The sequence below is a fragment of the Streptomyces peucetius genome (assembly GCF_025854275.1).
GTDB classification, from domain to species: domain Bacteria; phylum Actinomycetota; class Actinomycetes; order Streptomycetales; family Streptomycetaceae; genus Streptomyces; species Streptomyces peucetius_A.
The window spans coordinates 3,974,730-3,999,146 of sequence record NZ_CP107567.1; the positions used below are offsets into that span (position 1 = coordinate 3,974,730).

Sequence of the window (24,417 nt, forward strand, 5' to 3'; positions counted from 1 at the left end):
GACTCCAGTTGCCTCCACGCTCAGCGGACAACGAGCCGATAAACGTGCAGCTGCGCGATACGCCTCGGCCCCTGCCGGTGAGGGCTGGGGCCGAGGCGGTGGACGGAACGCCGGTCACTCCTCGCCGGCGAGCTTGAGGACCCGAAGCTTCTGGCCCGCGTACCAGGTCGCGGCGACCGTGACGCCCGCCAGCAGGGCGAGGGCGGTCGGCAGGCCCACGTCGGAGCCGATGAGGCCCTCCCCGCCGATCTTCTCCGCGAGCGACAGCGACCACTGCTGGACGCTCAGCGTGCGGGCGCCCGGCACGAGGCTGCCGAAGAGCGTCTCCCACACGAGGGCGTAGACGAGTCCGATGACGACGGCGTGCCTGCTGACCGTGCCGAGCAGCAGGAACAGCGCGCTGTAGGCGATCGACGCGACGAGCGCGGCCACCGTGTAGGCGATGGCGACCTGCTGGCCGTTGCCGTTCAGGATGAAACCGGCGATGAACGTGGGCACCGCGGAGAAGGCCATCGTCACGGCGATCGCGACGATGAGCTTGGTGAAGATGATCGTCGGCCGTTTCACCGGCTTGGCGAGCAGATAGACGATGGAGCCGTCGTCGATCTCCGGGCCGATCGAGCCGGTGCCCGCGATGACTCCGATCAGCGGCACCATCGTGGCGATGGCGAACCCGCCGAGGACGTCCGCGGCGACCTGGTCGTCGGCGCCGTTGAAGCCCCGTACGGCGGCCGCGATCAGCAGCAGCAGCCCCGGAAGCACGAACAGGATCGCGGCGCGGCGCCTGCCGAGGACGGCCCGATAGGTGAGCCGGGCGACTGTGGGGTCGTACATGTGCGTCACAGCTCCTTTCAGGCCGCTACGAGGTAGGAGAAGACCGACTCGAGGGACTCGTCCGAGGGCGAGACCGTGAGCAGCCGGATGGAGTGTTCGCGGGCGACCTTCGGCAGCAGTTCGGTGAACCGTCCGAAGTCGACGGCCTGGATGCGCAGTGCGCCCTCCGCCAGGTCGACCTCGATCCCGGCGGTCGACGGGTCGGCGATCAGGGCCGCGGCGAGCGCCCGGTCGTCGCTGGACCGTACGAGATAGCGGTGAGGCCGGTCCGTCATCAGCCGGCGGATACGGCGGAAGTCGCCGCTGGCCGCGTGGCGCCCGGCGACGATCACCTCGATGTGGGAAGCGAGTTGCTCCACCTCCTCCAGGATGTGGGAGGAGAACAGGACGGTGCGGCCTTCGGCGCCCATCCGCCGCAGCAGGTCCATCAGCTGCATCCGCTGGCGCGGGTCCATGCCGTTGAACGGTTCATCCAGGAGCAGCACGGACGGCTCGTGCACCAGGGCGGACGCCATCTTTACGCGCTGGCGCATGCCCTTGCTGTACGTGGAGATCTTGCGGTCCTGCGCGGGCTCCATCTCGACGGTGGCCAGCGCCTTCCGGGCCTCCTTGGCGCCCAGGCCGTGCAGTTCGGCGTTGGCGACGACGAACTCGCGGCCGGTGAGGAAGTCGTACATCGCCTCCCGCTCCGGGACGACGCCGATCTGCCGGTAGACCGACTCGTTGCGCCAGATCGGCGCGCCGTCGAGGGTGACGGTGCCGTTGGAAGGGGCCAGGAAGCCGCCCATCATGTTGATGAGCGTCGACTTGCCGGCTCCGTTGGGGCCGAGCAGTCCGGTGACGCCGGGGCCGACGGTCATCGTCACGTCGTTGACGGCGACGACGTTGCCGAACCACCGTGAGGTGTTGTCAATGCTGATCGTGGTCACAGCCCGACCTTTCGGTAGCGGCGCATGAGGACGCCGTACGAACCGGCGACGAGCGCGAGGACGACGAGCAGATAGACCACGCCGGCACCGGTGCCCGGGCCCTCGCCGCCGGGGAAGGCCGAGGTGGCGCCGAGGAAGGCGGTCTGCACCCCGTCGACGAGCGTGACCGGGGAGAACAGGCCAAGCCACTGGATGGCACCGGGCGAGCCGGTCTCCCAGGCGATGGCCTGGACGGTGGAGACCGCGCCGTAGGTGATGGTCATGGTCGCGATGACCGCTGCGACGCCGAAGCCGCGTCGCGGTGTGAACGCGGCAAGGACGAGCCCGATGCCGCCGAAGAGGACGGACAGCAGCGCCACCGACACCATGCCCTGCGCGAAGCCCTTCGTCTGGTCGGCGAAGTCGAACTCGGCCAGCATCGCGCCGAGATAGAGGATCACCAGCGGTGTCGCCGTCAGCAGGAAGACGGCGGACGCCATGGCCGCGAACTTGGCGAGGACGTAGTCGGCGCGTTCGATGGGCCGGGAGAAGTACAGCGGCACGGATTTGAACCGCAGGTCGCGGGAGACCGACTGCGGCGCCTGCGCCGCCAGGAACAGGGCGATCAGCGCCTGCATGACGATCGCGTACCGCGTGTACTTCAGCGGCAGGTCGGTCATGTTGGGCGTGGCGACCGCCACGGCCACGATGATCGCCGCGACCAGGCACATGATGCCGAGCAGGATCATCGGCAGCACCTTGGACTTGGCCGAGCGGCCGAGTCCGTAGGCGCCGCGCAGCGACTGCGAGTAGAGGGAGCGGCGCGCGTAGGCGCGGCCGAGGCGGGGCCCGTCGTAGTGGCGGTACCCGATGTTGTGGATCCGCGTCGCCTCCGGCGTCCGGCCGTCGTGCGTGTGGGTGCTCATGTGGCCTGCGCCTCCATGGTCCGGGCGGCCTCGGGGCGGAAGACCTCCGCGATGTGGTGGCGCCGCTGTTCCATCCGTACGAGGCCGATACCGAGGTCGGCGACGGCGTCCCGCACGATGTCGTACGTCTCGTCGCCGGTCGCCTCCAGCAGCAGGATGTGGCCGGCGCCGGGCAGACCGTCCTCCGTGCGCTCGTGGAGTTGCAGCCCGGCGGCGACGAGTGCCGCCCGGAGGGCGGCCGTGCCGTCGGGGTGGGTGTCGGAGTCGGTGACCTCGACGGCGAGCGTCGTGGTGGTCTGGGTGAAGTCCGTGGTGGAGCTGGAGCGCAGCAGCGTCCCGCCGTCGATGACGACGACGTGGTCGCAGGTGCGCTCGAGCTCGCCGAGGAGGTGGGAGGTGACCAGGACCGAGATACCGAAGTCGGTGTGGACCCGCCGGATCAGGCCGAGCATCTCGTCGCGGCCGACCGGGTCGAGCCCGTTGGTCGGCTCGTCGAGAAGGACCAGGCGCGGGTCGTGGACCAGCGCCTGGGCGAGCTTGACGCGCTGCTTCATGCCGGTCGAGTAGCCCCCGATGGGGCGGTACCGCTCCTCGTACAGGCCGACGTGGCGCAGGGTGTCCGCGGTGCGTTCGCGCGCGGCGGTCGGCGGGAGGCCGGACATGCGTGCCATGTGGACGACGAACTCGGTGGCCGATACGTCGGGCGGCAGGCAGTCGTGCTCGGGCATGTACCCGACCCGCTCACGGATCTCGGCGCCTTTGGTGGCGACGTCGAGGCCGAGCACGGCGGCGCGGCCCTCCGTGGCGGGGGACAGTCCCAGCAGAATCTTGATCAACGTGGACTTGCCGGCTCCGTTGGCGCCCACCAGGCCGGTCACACCGGGGCCGATGTCCAACGAGAGCCGGTCAAGCGCGGTCACCCTGGGGAACCGCTTGCTCAGGCTTTCGGTCGCGATCACAGTCACGTTTCGAAGGTAGTGGTGCGCGACACAGCTGACGTCAGCCTCGCGGCTCTATCCGTCTCCGACTCAAGAGGTACGGGCCCGTAGGGGCTGTCCGACCGAAGTGGAACCCGGCGCTCGGCCGGACGCACCGCGGATTCCGGTAATGCACGGCCGGCCGGGGTTGTGCACAGCTCTTGACGCAGCCGCCGTTCATTGTCACATTCATCGATGTCAGTTACGGCTCGTGTCGCACAGGGGACGGACGGTGGATGGACCGGTGAGCGTGCGAGGACTGTCGGGGGCGCGGGAGCGCCGGATCCGCACGGGAGGCATCGAGCTGTGCGTCGCCGAACTGGGCGACGCGGCACGGCCGACCGTGGTGCTGGTCCACGGCTACCCGGACAGCAAGGAGGTCTGGTCCGAGGTCGCGGCCCGCCTCGCCGAACGCTTCCACGTGGTGCTGTACGACGTCCGGGGCCACGGCCGCTCCACGGCGCCGAAGCCGCTGCGCGGGGGCTTCACGCTGGAGAAGCTGACGGACGACTTCCTGACCGTCGCCGACGCGGTGAGCCCGGACCGGCCGGTACACCTGGTGGGGCACGACTGGGGGTCCGTGCAGTGCTGGGAGTTCGCCACCGTCGGACGCACCGAGGGCCGCATCGCGTCGTTCACCTCCATGTCGGGACCGTCCCTGGACCACTTCGGTCACTGGATCAAGCGACGGATGAGCCGCCCCACGCCGCGCAGGTTGGGGCAGTTGCTGGGTCAGGGCGCCAAGTCCTGGTACGTGTACATGCTCCACACACCGGTGCTCCCGGAACTCGCCTGGCGCGGCCCGCTGGGCAAGCTCTGGCCGAGGATCCTCCAGCGGGTGGAGAAGGTCCCGGCCGACGACTACCCGACGGCCTCGCTGCCGCAGGACGCGGCCCACGGTGCCTGGCTCTACCGGGACAACGTCAGGGCCCGGCTGCGCCGTCCGCGTACCGACGCCCATGCGCACGTCCCGGTCCAGCTGATCACGCCGACCGGCGACGCCTTCCTCTCCGAGCGGCTCCACGACGACCTCGGTGCGTGGGTGCCGCGGCTCACCCGGCGCACGCTGGACGCCAAGCACTGGGTGCCCCGCACCCGGCCCGACCAACTGGCGCTGTGGATCGCCGGGTTCGTCGACGCCCATGAGGAAGGGCCCGCGCGTCACGCCGGTGCGACGACGGCGGCCGAGCCCCGACGCCGCCCGTTCGAGGAGCGGTTCGGCGGCCGGCTGGTCCTGGTGACGGGCGCGGCGAGCGGCATCGGCCGCGCCACGGCGCTGGCCTTCGCCGAGGCGGGAGCCCGGGTCGTGGCCGTGGACCGTGACGCGCAGGGCGCGGTGAGGACCGCCGAGTCGGCGCGGCTCGCGGGTGCCGCGGCGGCCTGGGCCGAGACGGTGGACGTCAGCGACGAGCAGGCCGTGGAGAAGCTCGCACAGAAGGTCACCACCGAGTACGGGACGGTCGACGTGCTCGTCAACAATGCCGGCATCGGCCTTTCCGGTCCGTTCCTGGCCACGACGTCGGACGACTGGCGCCAGGTGCTCGACGTCAATCTGTGGGGCGTGATCCACGGCTGCCGTATCTTCGGCGGCCGGATGGCCGAGCGCGGCCAGGGCGGCCACATCGTCAACGTCGCTTCCGCCGCCGCCTACTTGCCGACCCGGACGCTGCCCGCGTACAGCACCTCGAAGGCGGCGGTGCTGATGCTCAGCGAATGTCTGCGCGCCGAACTGGCCGGCCGGGACATCGGCGTCAGCGCCGTGTGCCCGGGCATCGTCAACACCAACATCACCGCCACCGCCCGCTTCGCCGGAGTGGACGAGATCGAGGAGAAGCGCCGCCAGAAGAAGTCGGCGCGGCTGTACGGGTTGCGCAACTACCCTCCGGAGAAGGTCGCGGAGGCGATCCTGCGGGCAGTGGCACGCAACCAGGCGGTCGTGCCGGTCACCCCGGAGTCACGCGGCGCCCGCGTCCTGTCCCGCCTCGCTCCCGGTGTGCTGCGGGCGTTCGCCAGGATCGAGCCACGGCTGTGAGCCGTGCGGCGGGCCGTCGTTGAGGGAGTCAAGCATGTCGGAACAGTCGGCGGCCGAGTACCGGATCGAGGACCTGGCACACCGCAGCGGCGCCACGGTCCGCACGATCCGCGCCTATCAGGACCGAGGGCTGCTGCCCACGCCCGCGCGGCGGGGGCGTTCCAACGTGTACGGCGCCGCCCATCTCACCCGCCTGCGGCAGATCGCGAACCTGCTCGACCGGGGCTACACACTGGCGTCCATCAAGGAGCTTCTGGAGGCCTGGGACACCGGTCGTGGCCTCGGCGGAGTGCTCGGCCTCGTCGCGGAGGTGCAGGGTCCCTGGACCGATGAGAAGGTCGACCGGATCTCCCGGCGGGAGCTGGAGCGCAGCTTCGGCGGCGCGACGGACGAGGACGCCGTCGCCGAGGCGGTGGAGCTCGGCGTGCTGGAGCCCGTACCCGGCGAGGAGGACGCATTCCTCGTGCCGAGCCCGCAGGAGCTGGCGGTGGCACGGGAGTTGTATGCCGCAGGTGTCCCGCTGACCGCAGTCACCGGGCATCTCAGGGAGGTTCGGCAGCAGATCGAGCACATAGCCTCCCGCTTCCTCGAGTTCACGACGGAGCACGTGTTCGCCCGCTTTCTGGAGAACGGTCCTCCGACCGACGCCGACGCCGCGGAAGCGGCGGCCCTCGTCCGACGCCTGCGCCCTCTCGCGCAGCAGACGATCGACGCCGAACTGGCGCGGGCCATGCGGACGTTCGCCACGCTCCATCTGCAGCAGCACCTGCTTCCGGAGGGGCGGCCCCAGATGGAGAAGGGCACCGTCACCGTGGCGCTGCCACGCGCGACAACGGACGCTGTGGAACGCTTCGTTGGCCGCGCCAATGTCGCCGCCTTCGTGCATGCCGCCACCGAACGCGAGTTGCACAGCCGGACATTGGATACTTTGACGGCAAACGCCGATGAAAAGAGCCAAGTTGGCCAAAGTGACTGATTCGGAAGGCTGTTGTCCACAGGAACGTCAATTTCCCTGTGGATAAGACAAGTTGACTGTGGATCAAACATCCGAGGCAAAATCATTTGAGTGGCGTCGCCGACATCCGTCCGGGCACGCTGGTCGCATGAACGCAGGCCCCGCCCACCCGAACTCTGACGAGAGACGCACCGTCAGAGTGTCGAAGTACCTCTCCAAGCATCTGCGTCACCAACCGGACCGCATCGGCATCACCCTCGACGAAGGCGGCTGGGTCGAGATCGACGAGCTGATGCGTGCCGCGGCCGAACACGGCTTCCGCTTCACCCGCGCCGAACTCGACCACGTCGTGGCGGCCAACGACAAGCGGCGCTTCGCGATCGACGGCACCCGCATCCGCGCCAACCAGGGGCACACCGTCGGCGTCGACCTCGGCCTGCCCCCCGCGGAGCCGCCGGAGTACCTGTACCACGGAACCGTGGCGCGCAGCCTCGACGCCATCCGCTCCGAGGGCCTGCGCCCCATGACCCGCCACGACGTCCACCTGTCGCCCGACCGCGAGACGGCCACATGCGTCGGCGCCCGTCGCGGCCGCCCCGTCGTCCTGTCCCTCCACGCGGGCGCGATGCACCGGGCCGGCCACGTCTTCCGGGTCAGCGCCAACGGCGTATGGCTCACCGCCTCCGTACCCCCGCGGTACATCCGGTTCCCGGGCCACCGGGACACCTGAGCCCGCACACCCGTGGCCGGGCGGGCCGGGCGGGCCGGTGCACCCGGTGCACCCGGTGCGTCAGGCGCCCAGCTGCGCCAGCGCCTCGGTCGCGATCCGCTCGAAGACCGCCTGGTCGGCGGCGAAGTCCGAGTCCGGAATCGGCGCGTGGACGACGATCTCGGTGAACCCGAGGTCGAAGTGCCGGCCCGCGAAGTCCACGAAGGCGTCCAGCGACTCGATCGGACGGCCCCCGTCGGGGGTGAAACCGGTCAGCAGCACCTTGTCCAGCCCGGACATGTTCCGGCCCGTGTCGGCGCAGGCCTTGGCCAGCTTGCCGATCTGCCCGCGCAGAGCCTCGCGCGACTGCTCCGGAGTGCCCGTCTCGAACAGCTTCGGGTCCCCGGTTGTCACCCAGGCCTGCCCGTACCGGGCCGCGAGCCTCAGCCCCCGCGGGCCGGTCGCGGCGACGGCGAACGGCAGCCGCGGCCGCTGCACGCACCCGGGGATGTTCCGCGCCTGATCCGCCGAGTAGAAGGCGCCCTCGTGCGTCACTGAGTCCTCGGTCAGCAGCCGGTCGAGCAGGGGCACGAACTCGGCCAAGCGGTCCGCCCGTTCCCGCGGCGTCCAGGGCTCCTGCCCCAGCGCGGTGGCGTCGAAGCCCGTGCCGCCCGCGCCGATGCCCAGCGTGAACCGCCCGCCGGAGATGTCGTCCAGCGAGATCAGCTCCTTGGCCAGCGTCACCGGGTGCCGGAAGTTCGGCGAGGTGACCAGCGTGCCGAGCCGCAGCCGCTCGGTCGCCGCGGCGGCGGCCGTCAGCGTCGGCACGGCGCCGTACCAGGGGCCGTCGCGGAAGGTCCGCCACGAGAGGTGGTCGTACGTGTACGCGGTGTGGAAGCCGAGCTGCTCGGCGCGCAGCCACTCGTCACGGCCACCGCTGTGCCACGGGCGGACGGGAAGTATCACAGTGCTCAGACGCATGCCGTCGAGCGTACGCGGCGGGCCCGCCCTCCCCGTGGCCCACTCAGATGTGCGCCCTCCCGCACGCCCGTGCAGCCGGTACGGGAGAATGCATCTGTGACCTCAGCTACCGATCCCCGCCGCCTGCCCGCCACCACACCCCGGCTGATCGCCACCGACCTCGACGGCACTCTGCTGCGGGACGACAAATCGGTCTCCGAGCGGACGATCGCCGCACTCGCCGCCGCTGAAGCGGCAGGGATCGAGGTCTTCTTCGTCACCGGCAGGCCGGCGCGCTGGATGGACGTCGTCAGCGACCACGTCCACGGCCACGGCCTGGCCATCTGCGCGAACGGCGCCGCGGTGGTCGACCTGCACGCCGGCGGCAGGATCCTTGAGGTCCGCGAGCTGCCCCGGGCCACGGCCATGGACGTCGTACGGACGCTGCGCGCCGCCGCCCCCGGCACCTCGTTCGCGGTCGAACTCACCACCGGCATCCACTACGAGCCCGAGTACCCGCCCTTCCACCTCGACCCCGGGGCCACCGTCGCCACGGCCGAGAAGCTGCTCCACGAGGCGCAGCCGGGCGAGGGCGCTCCGGTGATCAAGCTCCTCGCCCACCACCCGGAGCTGACGCCCGACGGCTTCCTCACCCTGGCGCGTACGGCGGCGGGCGAGCTGGCGTCGTTCACCCGCTCCAGCCCGACGGCACTGCTGGAGGTCAGCGGCCTGGGCGTGAGCAAGGCGAGCACCCTCGCGCTGTGCTGCGCGCAGCGCGGAATCTCCTCCGACGAAGTGGTCGCCTTCGGCGACATGCCGAACGACGTGGAGATGCTGACCTGGGCCGGCACGTCCTACGCGATGGGCAACGCGCACCCCGATGTGATCGCCGCGGCGTCCGGGCGGACGGTCGCCAACAACGACGACGGCGTCGCGGTGGTCATCGAACAGATCCTCGCCCGTCACGAGATGCAGCGGCGGCCCTGACGCACGGCGGCGGACGAGGGCAAGGACAAAGGCAGGGCGGGACAGGGCGAGGCCGGCTGTGGCGGGGCGGCACGCCAGGGCGAGGGCTCGAAGGCCGCGCCTCAGAGATTCACACCGCGCTCGCGCAGCCAGGCCGCCGGATCCACCCCCGACCCCAGATGAGGCGTGAGCCGCACCTCGAAGTGCAGGTGCGGCCCCGTCGAGTTGCCGGTCGTACCCGCCTGCCCGATCCACTGGCCGGTGGCCACCTTCTCGCCCTGGTCGACGGCGACGCCCGCCAGGTGCGCGTACTGCGAGTAGTAGCCGTCGGGGTGCTTCACCAGGACCTCGATGCCGAAGCCTCCGCCGCACGAGACCGAGGCGACCCGGCCCGCTCCGACGGCGCGCACCGGAGCGCCGATGTCCACGGCGAAGTCCTGGCCCGTGTGACGGCGCACCCACCGCTCGCCCACGCTGTCGAAGCCGGCGGACAGGGTGTAGTCCTCCACGGGCGCCACCCACTCCGCCCCCTTCGACGGGCCGCCCGGCTGCTCCAGGCGCACGGCCCCCGCGCATGTGCCGGAGGCGGCGCTGCGGTCCGCCTCCGCCTGCAGCTTCCACTGCGCCGTCTCCAGCTTGGTCTCGATCCCCCGCTTGACGGCCGCCAGCCGGCGGTTGCGTACGGCGAGCTCGTGCCACGCGGCCCGGGCGTCCCGCTCCGCGGCCGTGAGGCGTCGCTCCGCCGTCCTCTCCTTGTCGAGCAGCCTGCTCACGGCCTTCTCGGCCCGGCCGGCGACGTGGTAGCCGCGCAGCAGCGCGTCCGGGTCTTCGGCGAGCAGCAGACGTCCGGTGAGGGCGAGCGTGCCGCCCGTGCGGTACTGCTCGCGGGCGACGCCGCCGATGGTGTCGTGCACGGCGGCGAGGCGCTTCCGCTGCTGCGTCAGCCTGTCCTCGAGGCGGCCCGCCGTGATCCGCTGCCGGTCGGCCGCGCGCCTGCCCTTCTCGTACCGCTCGGTCGCCTCGGCCGCCTCCGCGTAGAGCCGCGCCACTTCGGCGCCGACGGGCGGCGGGCCGTCGTGCGCCGCTTCGGCACCGGCCGGCGGCGCCGGGTCGTCGCGCGCCGCGGCGGCATGGGCCGGTGTGCCGAGAAGCGCGCACAGCACCACCGGGACGATCAGCAACCGCTCTCGGTGTCTCAAGCACATGCCGGGATCGTCGCCCTGAGGCGGCCCGATCCCGGGGACCGCCGAGGTGTCGTACGGCCGACTGGCCCAGCCGCAGCCGCACCCCGGGCGACAAGCGCCCCCGAGGGAGCCCGTCCGGATCAGGCCGTACGGGTTCGGCCGGCGACAGGGCGTAGTCACGCCGCACGCGGACCGGGCGCAGCACGCGCGGGAGCGTTGCCGGGCCCTTGGCCACCGGGACGCGGCCCGCTGCCGGGGAGGGCGGCCTCAGGCCGTACGCGGGCGGGGCGCGGCCCGCAGCGGTACCTCCCAGATCACCGTGGTGCCGGTCCCGTCGGGGCCGATGCCGGTGCCGCCGCCGCTCGAACCGCCGGCGGAGAGATCCGGGAGGGCGGGGCCGCCCGAGCCGCGGCGTCGGGCGGGCCTTTCGGTTCCGACGAGGTCATGCCCCGAGACTAATTAGTCCCATCCCGTCCGTCCCGTCCGTCCGGCTGTCGCGGATCCTGTCCCTGCTGCCGTCCGCCGTGGCCGCTCGGCCGGCGACCCGGTCCGTGGCCCGTTCGCGGTCCAGCATCGTCCGGAACGGACCGTCGACCAGGGAGAGGTCCTCGTACGGTCCGCGCTGCACCACCCGCCCGGCCTCGAGGACGACGACCTCGTCGACCGCCTCCAGGCCGCGCAAGCGGTGCGTGATGAGCACGGTCGCGGGCGGTTCACCGACCGCCGTGCCCGCACCCGCGGCCCGCCTCGCGGTCACCGCCAGCAGGTCGGAGGTGAGTGCGTCGGCCGTCGCCAGGTCGAGGTGTTCGGCGGGCTCGTCCAGCACGAGCACCGGGAAGGCCGCCAGGAGCGCGCGTGCCAGGGCCAGCCTCTGGCGCTGACCGCCGGACAGCCGGGCGCCGTGCTCGCCGACGAGTGTGTCGAGCCCGTCGGGCAGTGCGTCGACCCAGTCCAGCAACCGGGCGTCGTCGAGCGCCCGCCTCAGCTCCTCCTCGGTCGCGTCCGGGCGTGCCAGTCGCAGGTTCTCGCGTACGGAACTGTCGAAGAGGTGGGCGTCCTGGGCGCAGAGCCCCACGTAGCGCCGTACCGCGTCGCCTTCCATCGACGCCGCCGGGACACCGCCGATGGTGTACGTCCCGGCTCCGGCGTCCAGGAAGCGGAGAAGCACCTGCGCGAGCGTCGTCTTGCCCGAGCCGGAGACACCGACGACGGCGACCCGCCTGCCCGCGGTCAGGCTCAGGTCGAGGCCGCTCAGCGCGTCGCGTTCCTGGTCCGCGTACCGGGCGCCGACGCCGCGCAGCACCAGAGGGAAGGCGGTGGCCGGCGGAGTGGCCGGCCGCTCCGGCTCCCGTACGGGGACGGGCGCGTCGAGGACCTCGTGCACCCGCTCGGCGCTGCGCGCGACACGCCGCCGGTACTGCACGGCGAGGGGCAGGGCGGACACGGCCTCGAAGGCGGCGAGCGGCGTGAGCACGACGACCGCCAGGCACACACCGTCGAGACGCCCCTCCGACACCGCCCGCACACCGGCCACCGCGGCACCCACCACGGTCAGCCCGCACACCAGGGCCGAGAGACCGCCGCCGAGCGCCGTGGCGGCGGCCTGCCGCGCGGCGATGCGGGTCAGCGTCCGGTCCGCGTCGCGCGTCGACGCGAGACGCCGCGGGAGCGCACCGGCGACGGTCAGTTCACCGGTACCGCGGAGCAGATCGACGACCCTGGTGGCCAGCGTCCCGCGCGCGGGGGCCAGTTGCCGCTCAGCACGCCGGGCGAACGCCCCGCCGGCGAGCGGTACGGCGATTCCCGCCACGAGCAGGCCCGCGGCGAGGACCGCACCGGCCTCGGGCAGCAGCCATGCCGTGAAACCGACGGCTCCGGCACCGACGAGGACGGCCGTGGCGGCGGGCAGCATCCAGCGCAGCCAGTAGTCCTGGAGGGCGTCCACATCGGCGACGAGCCGGGACAGCAGGTCACCGCGCCGGGTCCGGCCGAGTCCGGTCGGGGCGATGCGTTCGAGCCTGGAGTACACCGCGACCCGCAGTTCAGCGAGCGTCCGCAGGACGGCGTCGTGGGAGACGAGGCGCTCCGCGTACCGGAAGACCGCCCGTCCGATACCGAAGGCCCTGGTCGCGGTCACCGCCACCATCAGATGGAGGACAGGCGGCTGTTCGGACGCGCGGGAGATGAGCCATCCGGAAACGGCCATGAGCCCGACGGAGGAGCCGAGGGCCAGACTGCCCAGCAGGAGGGCCAGAGCGAGACGTCCGCGCAGATGACGGGCGGCCGCCCGCACCCGTACCAGAGATGACCTGCCCTTCGGGCCCGTTGACGCCTGCGGTGCGGCTTCCCCGAGCGCCCCGGCGTCTGCCTCGGCCCCTGCCGGTGCCTCCACCGCGCCGGGCCGCGTCGCCCCCTTCGCCCGGGTGGTGCCCGCAGTCGCCGTACGGGACAGCGTGACCACCCGGTCCGCCACGGCCAGCAGCGCCGGGCGGTGGACGACCAGCAGCACCGTCCGTCCCCGCGCCAGTCGGCCCACCGCCTCGACGATGCCTTCCTCCGTGGCCCCGTCCAGCGCGGCCGTCGGCTCGTCGAGCAGCAGCAGCGGCCGGTCCGCGAGGAACGCCCTGGCTAGCGCAAGCCGTTGCCGCTGACCCGCCGAGAGACCCGCGCCTTCCTCACCGAGCAGGGTCTCCGGCCCCAGAGGGAGGGCGGAGACGAAGTCGTACGCCCCTGCCTCCCGCAGCGCGGTCCGGACCGCCGCGTCGTCCGCGTCCGGCCGGGCGAGCCGTACGTTCTCGGCGATCGTCCCCGCGAAGAGATACGGCGTCTGCGGGACCCAGGCGATCTGCTCCCTCCACCGCTCCATGTCCAGGTCGGCGAGGTCCGTACCGCCGATGCGCACACGCCCCTCCGCCGGGTCCACGAACCCCAGCAGGACGTCGAGCAGCGTGGACTTGCCGACCCCGCTCTCCCCCACGAGCGCCACGGTCTCGCCCGGTTCCACCACCAGCGAGGCACCTTCCAGCGATGCCTCACTGCGGCGCTCATGACGGACCGTGACCTTGTCGACCTCCAGCCGGAGGGTGCTCGGGACGGGTGCACCGCCCGATCGCCTTGGCGCCGTCTCCAGCACCTCGAAGATCTCCTCCGCAGCGGAGAGCCCCTCCGCAGCGGCGTGGAACTGGGCCCCCACCTGCCGGATCGGCAGATACGCCTCGGGGGCGAGGATCAGGATCACGAGTCCCGTGTACAGGTCCAGGTCGCCGTGGACCAGACGCATACCGATACCGACGGCGACCAGGGCCACCGACAGTGTCGACAGAAGCTCCAGCGCGAACGACGAGAGAAACGCGATCCGCAGCGTGCGCAGAGTCGCCTGCCGGTATTGGGTGGTGATGGTCCGTATGGACTCGGCCTGCGCCTTCGCCCGGCCGAACACCTTCAGGGTCGGCAGCCCGGCGACCACGTCCAGGAAGTGTCCGGAGAGCCGGGACAGCAGCCGCCACTGCCGGTCCGTGCTCGTCCGTGTGGCCCAGCCGATCAGCACCATGAAGAGCGGGATCAGCGGCAGGGTCACCACGATGACCGCGGCCGAGACCCAGTCCTCCGTCACGATCCGCGCCAGCACCGCGACCGGCACCACGACCGCGAGCCCGAGCTGAGGCAGATAGCGCGAGAAGTAGTCGTCCAGTGCGTCGACGCCGCGCGAGGCGAGCGCGACGAGCGATCCGGTGCCTCCGCCGACTCGTGGGCCGGGGGATGTCCCGTGCCCGCTCAGCCGGCCGGGACCCAGCTCGGCGGCCCGGTCCAGCAGCCGGCGACGGAGCTCCGACTTCACCTCGGCGCTCGCCCGGTGCGCGGCCAGCTCGGTCAGCCAGGAGACGGATGCCCGGCCGACCGCCACCCCGGCCAGCAGCATTAGTGGGGTCGCGAGGTCGGCGACCGACAGGTCCCGCTGGAACGCGCCCACCACCACCTCGGCGATGAGCATCGCCTGAGCGACGACCAGGCCCGCCCCGACGGCGCCCAGCGCCACCACCGCGGCCAGGAACCCCCGGGTGGCACGCGCGTAACGGAGCAGGCGCGGATCGATCGGTTTCACGTGGAACATCCCCCGCTAGTGGGCGTCGGCGATGTGCTGGGTGCCGATCCGCTTGCGGAAGACCCAGTACGTCCAGCCCTGGTAGAGCAGCACCAGCGGTGTGGCGACCGCCGCCAGCCAAGTCATGATCTTCAGGGTGTAGGGGCTCGACGAGGCGTTGGTGACCGTCAGGCTCCAGGCTCCGTCGAGCGTGGACGGCATGACGTTCGGGAAGAGCGCCAGGAAGAGCATCGCCACCGAGGTGGCGATGGTGACGCCGGAGAGGCCGAACGACCAGCCCTCGCGGCCCGCCTTGACGGCTCCGACCGCTCCGGCCAGCGCCAGCACCGCGACGACCAGCGCCACCAGGCTCTTGCCGTCCCCGCGCGACGCCTGGGTCCACACCAGGAAGCCGAGTGCCGGGACCATGGTGAGCAGTCCGAGCCTCACCGCCATGGCCCTGGCCCGGGTCCTGATGTCCCCCAGCGTCTTCAGCGCCGCGAACACCGCGCCGTGGAAGGTGAACAGGGCGAGCGTCACCACTCCGCCGAGCAGCGCGTACGGGTTGAGCAGATCGACGAGACCGCCGACGTACTCCTTGTCCGCGTCGATCTTCACGCCGCGCACGATGTTGCCGAAGGCGACGCCCCACAGGAAGGCCGGAAGCAGCGAGGTCCAGAAGATCGCGTGCTCCCAGTTGGTCTGCCAGCGCTCCTCCGTCCGCTTGTGCCGGTACTCGAACGCGACTCCACGCACGATCAGGCAGACCAGGATGAGCAGCAGCGGAAGGTAGAAGCCCGAGAAGAGCGTGGCGTACCACTCGGGAAACGCGGCGAAGGTCGCGCCGCCCGCCGTGAGCAGCCACACCTCGTTGCCGTCCCAGACGGGTCCGATGGTGTTGATCAGCACACGCCGCTCGGTGCGGTCCCTCGCCAGCAGCTTGGTGAGGACGCCGATCCCGAAGTCGAAGCCCTCCAGGAAGAAGTAGCCGATCCACAGGACGGCGATGAGTACGAACCAGACGTTGTGGAGTTCCATGCCTCAGCAGCTCCTCAAGGCCTCAGTAGGAGAAGGCCATCGGCCGGTCGGCGTCACGGTCGTCGCCGCCGATCTTGGTGGGCGGGGTGAGGTCGGCCTCCGTCAGTTCGGGCGGGCCCGCCTTGACGTACTTCACGAGCAGCCTGACCTCGATCACGGCGAGCACCGCGTAGAGCAGGGTGAAGACGGCCATCGAGATGATGACCTCGCCCTGCGAGACACCGGGGGAGACGGCGTCACGGGTGCGCAGCACGCCGTAGACGACCCAGGGCTGCCGGCCCATCTCGGTGAAGATCCAGCCCCAGGAGTTGGCGATCAGCGGGAAGGCCATCGTCCACAGCGCGATCAGCCAGTACCACCTGCCCAGCCGGGGGCTGAGTGCCTTGTTCCTGAACAGCACCAGATTCGGCACCTCGTCCTCGCCGGTCCGCAGCGCCGGGGGCAGCAGGAACTTCCGTCGGGTCAGCCAGAGTCCGATCATGCCGATGGTCAGCGACGCCATGCCGAAGCCGATCATCCAGCGGAAACCCCAGTAGGCGACGGGGATGTTTGGCCGGTAGTCGCCGGGACCGTACGTCTCCTGGAGCTGCTCGTTGACGTCGTTGATGCCGGGGACGTACGAGTCGAAGTCGCTGTGCGCCAGGAACGACAGCAGGCCGGGGATCTCGACGGCGACCTTGTTGTGCCCCTTGTCCACGTCGCCGTAGGCGAAGACGGAGAAGGGTGCGGGCGCCTCGCCGTCCCAGAGTGCTTCGGCGGCAGCCATCTTCATCGGCTGCTGCTCGTACATCACCTTGCCGAGCAGGTCACCGCTGACCGCGGTCATGAGCCCGGCGACAGCGACGGTGACCAGGCCCACGCGCAGCGACGTCCGCATCACCGGGATGTGCTTCCGGCGCGCCAGGTGGAAGGCCGCGATACCCGCCATGAAGGCGCCGCCGACCAGGAAGGCCGCCGTCATGGTGTGGAAGAACTGGGTGAGCGCCGTGTTCTGGGTCAGCACCAGCCAGAAGTCGGTGAGCTCCGCCCGGCCCCGCTCCTCGTTGATCCGGTAGCCGACCGGGTGCTGCATCCAGGAGTTCGCCGCCAGGATGAAGTAGGCGGAGAGAACGGTGCCGATCGAGACCATCCAGATGCAGGCCAGGTGGATCTTCTGCGGCAGCTTGTCCCATCCGAAGATCCACAGCCCGATGAAGGTGGACTCGAAGAAGAAGGCGATCAGCGCCTCGAAGGCGAGCGGCGCGCCGAAGACGTCGCCGACGAACCGGGAGTAGTCGGACCAGTTCATGCCGAACTGGAACTCCTGCACGATGCCCGTGACCACGCCCATGGCGATGTTGATCAGGAAAAGTTTGCCCCAGAACTTGGTGGCCTTGAGGTACTTCTCCTTGCCTGTCCGCACCCAGGCGGTCTGCAGGCCGGCGGTGAGCGCGGCGAGCGAGATCGTGAGGGGCACGAACAGGAAGTGGTAGACGGTGGTGATGCCGAACTGCCATCGCGCCAAGGTCTCGGGCGCCAGAGCGAGGTCCACGTCGTCTCTCCTTACGTCGCCGCGGTCGAGCGGCAGCCGCCCCCTCCCTTTCCACTGATTCCGGGAGGAACCGGGGTGTGCTTGTGAACGCGTTCACATTCACAAGCATTATGGCGCATACGAAATCCGTACGTTCTGCCGGGGGGTCCCTCTTGCGGGGACCCTTCCCAAGAACTTCAACATATTGTTGAATTCCGGCTATGCAGATACGCATCTCATGGCCGACCGGGCACCTGACCGCCACCATCGAGGAAACCCCCACGAGCAAGGCGCTCATGGGGGTTCTGCCGTTCTCCGCGACGGCTCAGACCTGGGGCGAGGAGGTCTACTTCGCCACCCCCGTCAGCGTCGCGCCGGAACCGGACGCCCGCCAGGTGGTGGAGCCCGGCACCGTCGCGTTCTGGACCGACGGCGACGCCATCGCCCTCCCGTACGGACCGACGCCGATCTCGCGCGGCGACGAGTGCCGCCTCGCGAGCCCGTGCAACCTCCTCGGTCGGATCGACGGCAACCCCCGCCTGCCAGCGGGCATCCGCCCCGGCGACCCGCTCAGGGTCGAGCGCGTCGGCCCGGCCTGAGGACGTCCGCTCCGAAGGCCCGGAAAGCTCAAGAGCCGAAGACGCTCGAGACGCTCTGGGAGCTCCGGAAGCCCTAGCCTCCCCCTTTCGCTTCGAGTGGTTGAGCTGGGGTGATGGCGGAGGACTGGTGCTGTCGGGCCCTGGTCGGTGAGTGGGCATGGCTTGGGCCCGACGCTCGGGCCGGGCTCTCCAACGGGTTCCTTGGTGGTGGGCGGGCAGGGACAGTGCAGCAGGTCAGGTGGCTGGTCGCGGTAGTGCCGTGAGGCGCGCGAAGGCGTTGATGAGTTCGTGCCGCCAGGGCCAGGCCGCGGCGATCCGCAGGCGAAGGCGGCGGCCGCCGCGAGTGATGCGGGCGGCTGCGTGCAGCAGCCGGTAGCGCAGCTTCTTCGGCTCGGCGGTGGCCAACTCTCCTTCCAGCAGCAGGGTCTGGGCCCAGGCGAGCAGGTCGGTGGCGGCCAGTGACAGCTCCAGCCACGCTTGGTTGAGGGTGAAGTGGCGGGAGGGAAAGCGGCCGAAGCCGGTGGTCTTTCCGCAGCGGATGCGGTCCTCGACGCGTGCGTGCGCTCGGTGGCGGACCTCCAGGTGTTGCAGCGAGCCTTCGCCGTAGGGGGTGTCGGTCAGGAAGACCTGGTGGCGCATGCCCTCGTCGAGGTCGAACACGGACAGTTGGGCGCCGGGGTGCGGGCGCTCGCGGCGGACGATGATCCGGGTGCCATCGGGGTAGCCGTCCAGGTCGACCATGCCGGTCAGCTCGGCGACCTCGGCGCCGGTGCGCAGGGTGCCGTCTTGCTCCAGCGCGGGGTGCCAGACCTCATCGGGCAGGGCGCGGATCGCGCGGCGGACCGGTTCGGTGACGGGATGTCCGACCGAGAAGGATGTGTGGACGCCTCGGGCGCGCAGGGCCCGCAGGTGGGCCAGGAACGCTTTGGCTCCTCCGGCGCTGTCGGTGCGGACGAGGATGGGGGTGCCGTGGCGGCGGTCGTCGGGGATCTGGGCGAGCGCCGCATCGAGGACGGTGATGTGGTCGGCGGCGGTGTTGGCGCCGGCGTTTCCTGGCCGCAGCAGTCCGGCCAGGGCTTCGCCGGTGTTGTCCAGGAAGCACAACAGCGGGTGGTAGCCGAAGCCCCGCTTGTAGGTGGCTGCGGCCTGCTCTTTCTCGGAGTGGCAGGTGACCAGGGTGGCATCCATATCAATGACCAGCCCGGGCAGGTCCCGCCCGCCGGCCTGGGCCGCGGGTATGCCGCTGTCTGTCTCGGCGGCCTGCAGCCAGGCGACCTCGCGCGCTGCAGCTCGGGCCGTGCGCAGCGCTGCCAGTGCCGTGTGGTCGATGCCGGCCAGGAGGCGCCAGGCGGTCGGGGTAGAGGCCACCGGGCCGAACACCTCGGCCTGGTCACGCAGTAGGGCCAAGTCGGCGATGGCTTCGCCGCCGTCCGCGAGCATCACCGCCACGTCTACCGCGATCCTGCCCGGGTTGTGTCCGGTGCCGCGTGGCCGCAGGCGGCGCAGCGCGTCGGTGAACGCGTCGGTCAGGCCGGTGGCGTCAGCGAGATCGGCCAGCAGACGGGAACCGGCATGGGCGACCACCCCGTGGCCGTCGGCCGAGACGACGAGCTTGGGGCGCGACCCGGTAGTGTGCACGCAGAAAGTGCCTTCCTGCTGGGATGACAGAGACCTTCGACAAGCCTCATCTTCCCAGCTCAGAGGGCACTTTCGCGTTTCCGGTCAAGATCCGGACACGGCGGCAAGTGAAACGCGCAGGCTAGAAGCTCTTGCGGAAGGTCTCGGCGGTGTGCAGGAACACATCGTTCGCCTCGCACTCACCGATGGTGACCCGCACCCCCTCACCCGCGAACGGCCGGATCACCACACCGGCCTTCTCGCACGCCGCCGCGAAGTCGAGCGTGCGCTCACCGAGCCGCAGCCAGACGAAGTTCGCCTGCGTCTCGGGCACCGACCAGCCCTGCGCGACGAGGGCCCCGTGCACCCGGGCGCGCTCGGAGACCAGGGAGCCGACCCGGCCGAGCAGCTCGTCCTCGGCGCGCAGCGAGGCGACCGCCGCGTCCTGCGCGAGCTGCGTGACACCGAACGGCACGGCCGTCTTGCGCAGCGCCGCGGCCACCGGCTCGTGGGCGACCGCGAAACCGACCCGGAGTCCGGCCAGGCCGTACGCCTTTGAGAAGGTGCGCAGCACGGCCACGTTGGGGCGGTCGCGGTAGATCTCGAGACCGTCGGGGACGTCGGCGTCGCGGATGAACTCCCGGTACGCCTCGTCCAGCACCACCAGTACGTCCGAGGGCACCCGGTCCAGGAACCGTTCCAGCTCCCCGCGGCGCACCACGGTACCGGTCGGGTTGTTCGGGTTGCAGACGAAGATCAGCCGCGTCCGGTCGGTGATCGCGTCGGCCATGGCGTCGAGGTCGTGCACCTCGCCGTCGGTCAGCGGGACCTGCACCGACTTCGCGCCACTGATCTGCGTGATGATCGGGTACGCCTCGAAGGAGCGCCAGGCGTAGATCACCTCGTCGCCGGGGCCTGAGGTGGACTGCAGCAGCGACTGGGCCACGCCCACGGAGCCGGTGCCGGTGGCCAGATGGGTCACCGGCACCCCGAAACGGTCCGCCAGCTCGTTCATGAGTCCGGTGCAGGCCATGTCGGGGTAGCGGTTGAAGCTCTGCGCCGCGGCCATGGCGCTCTCCATCACACCCGGCAGCGGCGGATACGGGTTCTCGTTGGAGGACAGCTTGTAGGCCACCGGGCCACCGGCCGCCGCCGGCTTGCCCGGCTTGTACGTGGGGATGCCGTCCAGCTCGGCGCGCAGCTTGGGGCTCGTCTCGCTCACCGCAGGTCCTCCTCGACCGTCCGTGCACATCTGTACCGCTCAACCAATACTGCTCACCTTATGAGGATTCGCCTCCGCTGCGAATGGCCGGGAGCCGGTGGGGCTCGCCGGGCCGGCGGGAAGCGGGGCGAAGGGAACAATCCGGGGGGAGCGCTGAAGGACATGGCGTGCGCCGGTGGCTTGCGCCGTGGCGCGCGTCCCCCGTAGTGATGAGTTGAGACCTCTTCGAGACATGGACCCCTCGCCAGGCATCAGCGGCCCAGCACCCGACACTCCATGCTCAAGCGAGCCAACTCCCTTTATTTACAAGGGAATATGACTGCAATGATCATGCAGAAACGTGCCTGCCAACGCCTGCATATGCGACCGGCCCGACCACCGGTGCGAGCCCTACTATCGGCTCGCCATGACAGCAGCAGGGAAGCACCAGGTGAGCCGGACGGACACAACCCGCCGGAGCGGCAGACAGGGTCGGGCAGGCATCAGAGACGTGGCCGCCGCGGCCGGGGTCTCCATCACAACCGTCTCCGACGCCCTCAACGGCAAGGGCCGACTCCCGGACGCCACCCGCCGGCACGTCCGCGAGGTCGCGGACAGGCTGGGATACCGCCCGTCCGCCGCCGCCCGCACCCTCCGTACCGGAAAGTCGGGCCTGATCGGCCTGACAGTGACGACCTACGGGGATGAACCTTTCACCTTCACGGAGTTCGCGTACTTCGCCGAGATGGCCAGAGCCGCGACCTCCGCCGCTCTCGCCCGCGGCTACGCGCTGGTCATCCTGCCCGCCACCTCCAGACACGACGTCTGGTCGAACGTCGCACTCGACGGCACCGTCGTCATCGACCCCTCCGACCACGACCCGGTCGTCACCGAACTTGTGCGCCAGGGACTGCCTGTCGTCTCCGACGGGCGCCCCGCCGGCACCCTTCCGGTCACCGCCTGGGTGGACAACGACCACGAAGCCGCCGTACTCGACCTGCTCGACCATCTCGCCGCCGCCGGCGCCCGCCGGATCGGCCTGCTGACCGGCACCACCACCGACACCTACACCCGGCTGTCGACCACGGCCTACCTCCACTGGTGCGAGCGCGTCGGCCAGGCCCCCGTCTACGAGTCCTACCCCGCGCACGACCCGTGCGCCGGAGCCGTCGCCGCCGACCGGCTGCTGGCCCGCCCCGACCGGCCGGACGCGGTGTACGGGCTCTTCGACCCCAACGGCACCGATCTGCTCGCCGCCGCCCGCCGTTACGGACTGCGGGTGCCCGACGACCTGCTGCTCGTGTGCTGCAGCGAGTCGACCGTCTACGCCACGACCGAACCGCCCATCACCACGCTCTCGCTCAAACCCCGCAGGATCGGTACGGCCGTCGTCCAGTTACTGATCGACGCGATCGAGGGAATCGACAAGGACCGGCCGATCGAGCAGGTGATACCGACCGAACTGATCGTCAGGACGTCGTCGCAGCGACGTCCACCGCGGACGACCGTGAGCGCGCCGCGGTCCCCCTCGCAGCCGTAAGGCCCGAAGAGCCCGGGCTCCTGGGCGGGAGCCCGGCGAGCCGGGGCGCCTCCTGCGGATCCGGCCGGACACGCCCGGACCGCGCCGCGCGAGGGCCTGGACCTTCCCAATTGGGACGAAACAACCGGCGAACCGGGGCTGCTCGATGATTCACCACCCCTGGTGCGTCACACACCGCCTGGCGCATTCCTATGATGGGCGAACGACACCGCGGACCACCCCGACCAGGCTGGGCCGAGAGGTGAACGGCGGCGCGACGGTGGTGGAGGGGTCGATGACTCAGGGGGCCGGTCAAGGACCCGTGGTGCGGACGGCGACGTTGCGCGATTTCCGTGTACCGCCGTACGCGCAGGTTCCCGTGCAGTCGCAGGCGGCGGACCCGGGTCACGCGGGCCATCCCGGCAACGCCTTCCCCGAGGGCGAACCGGAGGGCTACACCCCCACCGCACGCGATCTGCCCGTCATCCGCCGAGGCGGTCCGGGCGACACCGTCCAGGTCCATGTCGACCCCGCCGAGCCGGCCGGGGACGAAGGACGCGGCCCGCTGTACGTCGTCGGCGACGTCCACGGCTATCTCGACGAACTCGTGGCGGCCCTGGCCGGACAGGGCCTCATCGACGCCGAAGGCCACTGGGCCGCGGGCAACGCCCGGCTCTGGTTCCTCGGCGACTTCACCGACCGGGGCCCCGACGGCATCGGTGTGATCGACCTCGTCATGCGGCTCTCGGCCGAGGCCGCCGCCGCGGGCGGTTACTGCAAGGCGCTCATGGGCAATCACGAGCTGCTGCTGCTCGGCGCCAAACGCTTCGGTGACACGCCCGTCAACTCCGGTGCCGGCACCGCCACCTTCCAGGCGGCCTGGCTTCTCAACGGCGGCCAGAAAGCGGACATGGACCGGCTGCAGGAGGTCCATCTGCAGTGGATGGCCCGGCTCGACGCGATCGTCGAGGAGGACGACCACCTCCTGCTGCACTCCGACACGACCGCCTATCTCGACTACGGATCCACCATCGCGGACGTCAACGACACCGTGCACGCGATCCTCACGCGCAACGACGCGGACGAGTGCTGGGACCTGTTCCGCAAGTTCACCAAGCGCTTCGCCTTCCGCGACGACGGCGGCCCGCAGGCGGTGCGCGAGCTGCTCGGTGCCTACGGCGGCCGGCGCATCGTGCACGGCCACAGCCCCATTCCGTATCTGCTGGGCGAAGTGGGCACCGAGGACGGCGAGGACGGCGAACGCCCCGTCGTCGAGGGTCCGCACGTGTACGCGGACGGGCTCGCGATCGCCATGGACGGCGGCGTGACCATGGCCGGAAAGCTGCTTGTCCAGCACCTCCCGCTGCCGAACTGAACCCACTTGCGGCAGGCGATTTACGGAAACCCCCTGTCACCCTGTGCCGTAACCGCTCTACCATCGGCGTATCCGTAGCAGACTCTCCTCCGCTTCCGCTCAACTGCCCGGCACACACGGGCCGTCCGGCGGGCGGAGCATCGGGGGATGCACATGAACAGCGCTCCGCACCTGCTGAACGAGGACCGCGCCGAGTACCAGCGAGTCCTCGACGAAGCACTGCGCAACGCCCATGAACGGCCCGACCTCGCCACCGTGGGACTACGTCTCAACGCCGAGCAGCTGCGCACCATGGCACTGAACGCGACGGCACTCATAACCGCCTCGGCCGCCGCCGAGTACGAGCACTATGTGAAAGTGCGCCGGGAAACGCGGGCCCCCACGACCGCCGCCTCGGTGCGCGGCTCCGTGCGCGCTTCCGCGGTCGGCGACAGCTCGGAGGGCGGCGGCGCCGGCTTCGCCGCCGTCATCGCCGTACTCGCCCCTGTCCTCGCCGGGACAGCCGCCGCGATCTTCCTTCTCGTCGGCTACATCCTCAAAATGCTCAGCCCCACCCCGTCTTTTGCCGACGCCCTGCTGACGGCCGGGTGGTTCTTCGGCGCGCTCACGGCGGCCGCCATCCTGGTCGCAGCGGTGGGGCTGCTGCTGACGGCTCTGCGCAACGGCGCCGCCCAAGTGGCCGAAGAAGCGCCCACCGGAGAGCTGCCGGACGAGGTGTCACGGGCGAAGGACGCCTGGCGCCACGCATTGCTGGAGCGCGGGATTCTGCCCTTCCTGCGAGCAGCACTGGCCGACCCCAGCGCCGACCCGGCGTCCACGGGGCCACCGCGACCGGTGAGCCGCATGCCGAAGGTCGGGTACAGCGGACCGGAGTTCTCCAGTCCTGCGGACGGGGCGGCCTCAGGGCAGCGCCCGACCTTCACCAGCCCGGACTTCACGAGTCCGGACTTCGGCGGCCCCGAGCGCCAGCCGGACTGAACACCGGCCGGTGGCCACGATCAGGTGGCTGCCTCATGCCTGAGGCGT

19 protein-coding genes are annotated in these 24,417 nt (G+C 70.9%); 8 read left to right on the forward strand and 11 right to left on the reverse strand.

Annotated elements, in window-relative coordinates:
• Positions 1-114: 114 nt before the first annotated feature.
• From OGH68_RS18295 to OGH68_RS18310, 4 genes are read right to left on the reverse strand one after another with little or no spacing between them, the layout of a single operon-like run.
• Positions 115-834, reverse strand: a complete 720-nt coding sequence (locus OGH68_RS18295; protein ID WP_264245334.1) for an ABC transporter permease — start codon at positions 832-834, stop codon at positions 115-117.
• 17 nt (positions 835-851) lie between these two features.
• Complete coding sequence (locus tag OGH68_RS18300; protein WP_264245336.1) at positions 852-1,763, reverse strand: ABC transporter ATP-binding protein; 912 nt, start codon at positions 1,761-1,763, stop codon at positions 852-854.
• The gene (locus tag OGH68_RS18305) at positions 1,760-2,668 is read right to left on the reverse strand and encodes an ABC transporter permease (protein ID WP_264245338.1); all 909 of its coding nucleotides are present in this window, start codon (positions 2,666-2,668) and stop codon (positions 1,760-1,762) included. The genes OGH68_RS18300 and OGH68_RS18305 overlap by 4 nt, the downstream gene beginning before the upstream one ends.
• Entirely contained in the window at positions 2,665-3,627 is a 963-nt protein-coding gene (locus OGH68_RS18310; RefSeq protein WP_264250149.1) for an ABC transporter ATP-binding protein, read from the reverse strand. Before OGH68_RS18310 ends, OGH68_RS18305 begins: the two co-directional genes overlap by 4 nt.
• 262 nt (positions 3,628-3,889) lie before the next feature.
• On the opposite strand from OGH68_RS18310, the gene OGH68_RS18315 reads away from it, so the two are divergent.
• The 3 genes from OGH68_RS18315 (at position 3,890) to OGH68_RS18325 (ending at position 7,362) form a co-directional block, all read left to right on the forward strand.
• Positions 3,890-5,677, forward strand: coding sequence for an SDR family oxidoreductase (locus tag OGH68_RS18315; protein WP_264245339.1), 1,788 nt, complete (start codon positions 3,890-3,892; stop codon positions 5,675-5,677).
• A gap of 34 nt (positions 5,678-5,711) precedes the next feature.
• Positions 5,712-6,653, forward strand: a complete 942-nt coding sequence (locus OGH68_RS18320; protein WP_264245340.1) for a MerR family transcriptional regulator — start codon at positions 5,712-5,714, stop codon at positions 6,651-6,653.
• A 127-nt stretch (positions 6,654-6,780) separates the two neighbouring features.
• Positions 6,781-7,362, forward strand: a complete 582-nt coding sequence (locus OGH68_RS18325) for an RNA 2'-phosphotransferase (protein ID WP_264245342.1) — start codon at positions 6,781-6,783, stop codon at positions 7,360-7,362.
• 60 nt (positions 7,363-7,422) lie between these two features.
• Here OGH68_RS18325 and OGH68_RS18330 read toward each other — a convergent pair whose 3' ends face one another.
• The gene (locus OGH68_RS18330) at positions 7,423-8,322 is read right to left on the reverse strand and encodes an LLM class flavin-dependent oxidoreductase (protein ID WP_264245344.1); all 900 of its coding nucleotides are present in this window, start codon (positions 8,320-8,322) and stop codon (positions 7,423-7,425) included.
• Between the two features lie 96 nt (positions 8,323-8,418).
• Here OGH68_RS18330 and OGH68_RS18335 point away from each other — a divergent pair, with 96 nt between their 5' ends.
• The gene (locus tag OGH68_RS18335; RefSeq protein ID WP_264245346.1) at positions 8,419-9,288 is read left to right on the forward strand and encodes a Cof-type HAD-IIB family hydrolase; all 870 of its coding nucleotides are present in this window, start codon (positions 8,419-8,421) and stop codon (positions 9,286-9,288) included.
• A 101-nt stretch (positions 9,289-9,389) separates the two neighbouring features.
• Here OGH68_RS18335 and OGH68_RS18340 read toward each other — a convergent pair whose 3' ends face one another.
• The 4 genes from OGH68_RS18340 to OGH68_RS18355 all read right to left on the reverse strand — a co-directional run bounded on the left by OGH68_RS18340 (position 9,390) and on the right by OGH68_RS18355 (position 17,101).
• The gene (locus tag OGH68_RS18340) at positions 9,390-10,472 is read right to left on the reverse strand and encodes a M23 family metallopeptidase (RefSeq protein ID WP_264245348.1); all 1,083 of its coding nucleotides are present in this window, start codon (positions 10,470-10,472) and stop codon (positions 9,390-9,392) included.
• A 421-nt stretch (positions 10,473-10,893) separates the two neighbouring features.
• Positions 10,894-14,553: a thiol reductant ABC exporter subunit CydD gene (cydD, locus tag OGH68_RS18345; protein WP_264245350.1), complete on the reverse strand. Its 3,660-nt coding sequence runs from the start codon at positions 14,551-14,553 to the stop codon at positions 10,894-10,896.
• A 15-nt stretch (positions 14,554-14,568) separates the two neighbouring features.
• The gene (cydB, locus tag OGH68_RS18350) at positions 14,569-15,570 is read right to left on the reverse strand and encodes a cytochrome d ubiquinol oxidase subunit II (RefSeq protein WP_264245352.1); all 1,002 of its coding nucleotides are present in this window, start codon (positions 15,568-15,570) and stop codon (positions 14,569-14,571) included.
• Between the two features lie 22 nt (positions 15,571-15,592).
• A complete protein-coding gene (locus OGH68_RS18355; protein WP_264245354.1) occupies positions 15,593-17,101 on the reverse strand; it encodes a cytochrome ubiquinol oxidase subunit I in 1,509 nt (502 codons plus the stop codon).
• Between the two features lie 200 nt (positions 17,102-17,301).
• Between OGH68_RS18355 and OGH68_RS18360 the strand changes: the two genes are divergently transcribed.
• Positions 17,302-17,679: a cyclophilin-like fold protein gene (locus OGH68_RS18360; protein ID WP_264245355.1), complete on the forward strand. Its 378-nt coding sequence runs from the start codon at positions 17,302-17,304 to the stop codon at positions 17,677-17,679.
• Positions 17,680-17,913: 234 nt separating this feature from the next.
• Here the strand turns inward: OGH68_RS18360 and OGH68_RS18365 are convergent, their stop codons facing one another.
• A complete protein-coding gene (locus OGH68_RS18365; RefSeq protein WP_413470966.1) occupies positions 17,914-19,317 on the reverse strand; it encodes an IS1380 family transposase in 1,404 nt (467 codons plus the stop codon).
• A 121-nt stretch (positions 19,318-19,438) separates the two neighbouring features.
• Complete coding sequence (hisC, locus tag OGH68_RS18370) at positions 19,439-20,518, reverse strand: histidinol-phosphate transaminase (RefSeq protein ID WP_264245358.1); 1,080 nt, start codon at positions 20,516-20,518, stop codon at positions 19,439-19,441.
• Between the two features lie 406 nt (positions 20,519-20,924).
• On the opposite strand from hisC, the gene OGH68_RS18375 reads away from it, so the two are divergent.
• The 3 genes from OGH68_RS18375 to OGH68_RS18385 all read left to right on the forward strand — a co-directional run bounded on the left by OGH68_RS18375 (position 20,925) and on the right by OGH68_RS18385 (position 24,369).
• Complete coding sequence (locus tag OGH68_RS18375; RefSeq protein WP_264245359.1) at positions 20,925-22,037, forward strand: LacI family DNA-binding transcriptional regulator; 1,113 nt, start codon at positions 20,925-20,927, stop codon at positions 22,035-22,037.
• A 259-nt stretch (positions 22,038-22,296) separates the two neighbouring features.
• Positions 22,297-23,391 carry a metallophosphoesterase gene (locus OGH68_RS18380; protein WP_264250152.1) on the forward strand — a complete coding sequence of 365 codons (1,095 nt, stop codon included), beginning with the start codon at positions 22,297-22,299 and terminating at the stop codon, positions 23,389-23,391.
• Between the two features lie 147 nt (positions 23,392-23,538).
• The gene (locus tag OGH68_RS18385; protein WP_264245360.1) at positions 23,539-24,369 is read left to right on the forward strand and encodes a hypothetical protein; all 831 of its coding nucleotides are present in this window, start codon (positions 23,539-23,541) and stop codon (positions 24,367-24,369) included.
• Positions 24,370-24,417: the final 48 nt, after the last annotated feature.

Bases quoted from the DNA above. Each gene is read 5' to 3' on its own strand.
- OGH68_RS18295 (WP_264245334.1), bottom strand. From the start codon at position 834: ATGTACGACCCCACAGTCGCCCGGCTCACCTATCGGGCCGTCCTCGGC.
- OGH68_RS18305 (WP_264245338.1), bottom strand. From the start codon at position 2,668: ATGAGCACCCACACGCACGACGGCCGGACGCCGGAGGCGACGCGGATC.
- OGH68_RS18320 (WP_264245340.1), top strand. From the start codon at position 5,712: ATGTCGGAACAGTCGGCGGCCGAGTACCGGATCGAGGACCTGGCACAC.
- OGH68_RS18325 (WP_264245342.1), top strand. From the start codon at position 6,781: ATGAACGCAGGCCCCGCCCACCCGAACTCTGACGAGAGACGCACCGTC.
- OGH68_RS18330 (WP_264245344.1), bottom strand. From the start codon at position 8,322: ATGCGTCTGAGCACTGTGATACTTCCCGTCCGCCCGTGGCACAGCGGT.
- OGH68_RS18340 (WP_264245348.1), bottom strand. From the start codon at position 10,472: ATGTGCTTGAGACACCGAGAGCGGTTGCTGATCGTCCCGGTGGTGCTG.
- cydB (WP_264245352.1), bottom strand. From the start codon at position 15,570: ATGGAACTCCACAACGTCTGGTTCGTACTCATCGCCGTCCTGTGGATC.
- OGH68_RS18360 (WP_264245355.1), top strand. From the start codon at position 17,302: ATGCAGATACGCATCTCATGGCCGACCGGGCACCTGACCGCCACCATC.
- OGH68_RS18375 (WP_264245359.1), top strand. From the start codon at position 20,925: ATGACAGCAGCAGGGAAGCACCAGGTGAGCCGGACGGACACAACCCGC.
- OGH68_RS18385 (WP_264245360.1), top strand. From the start codon at position 23,539: ATGCACATGAACAGCGCTCCGCACCTGCTGAACGAGGACCGCGCCGAG.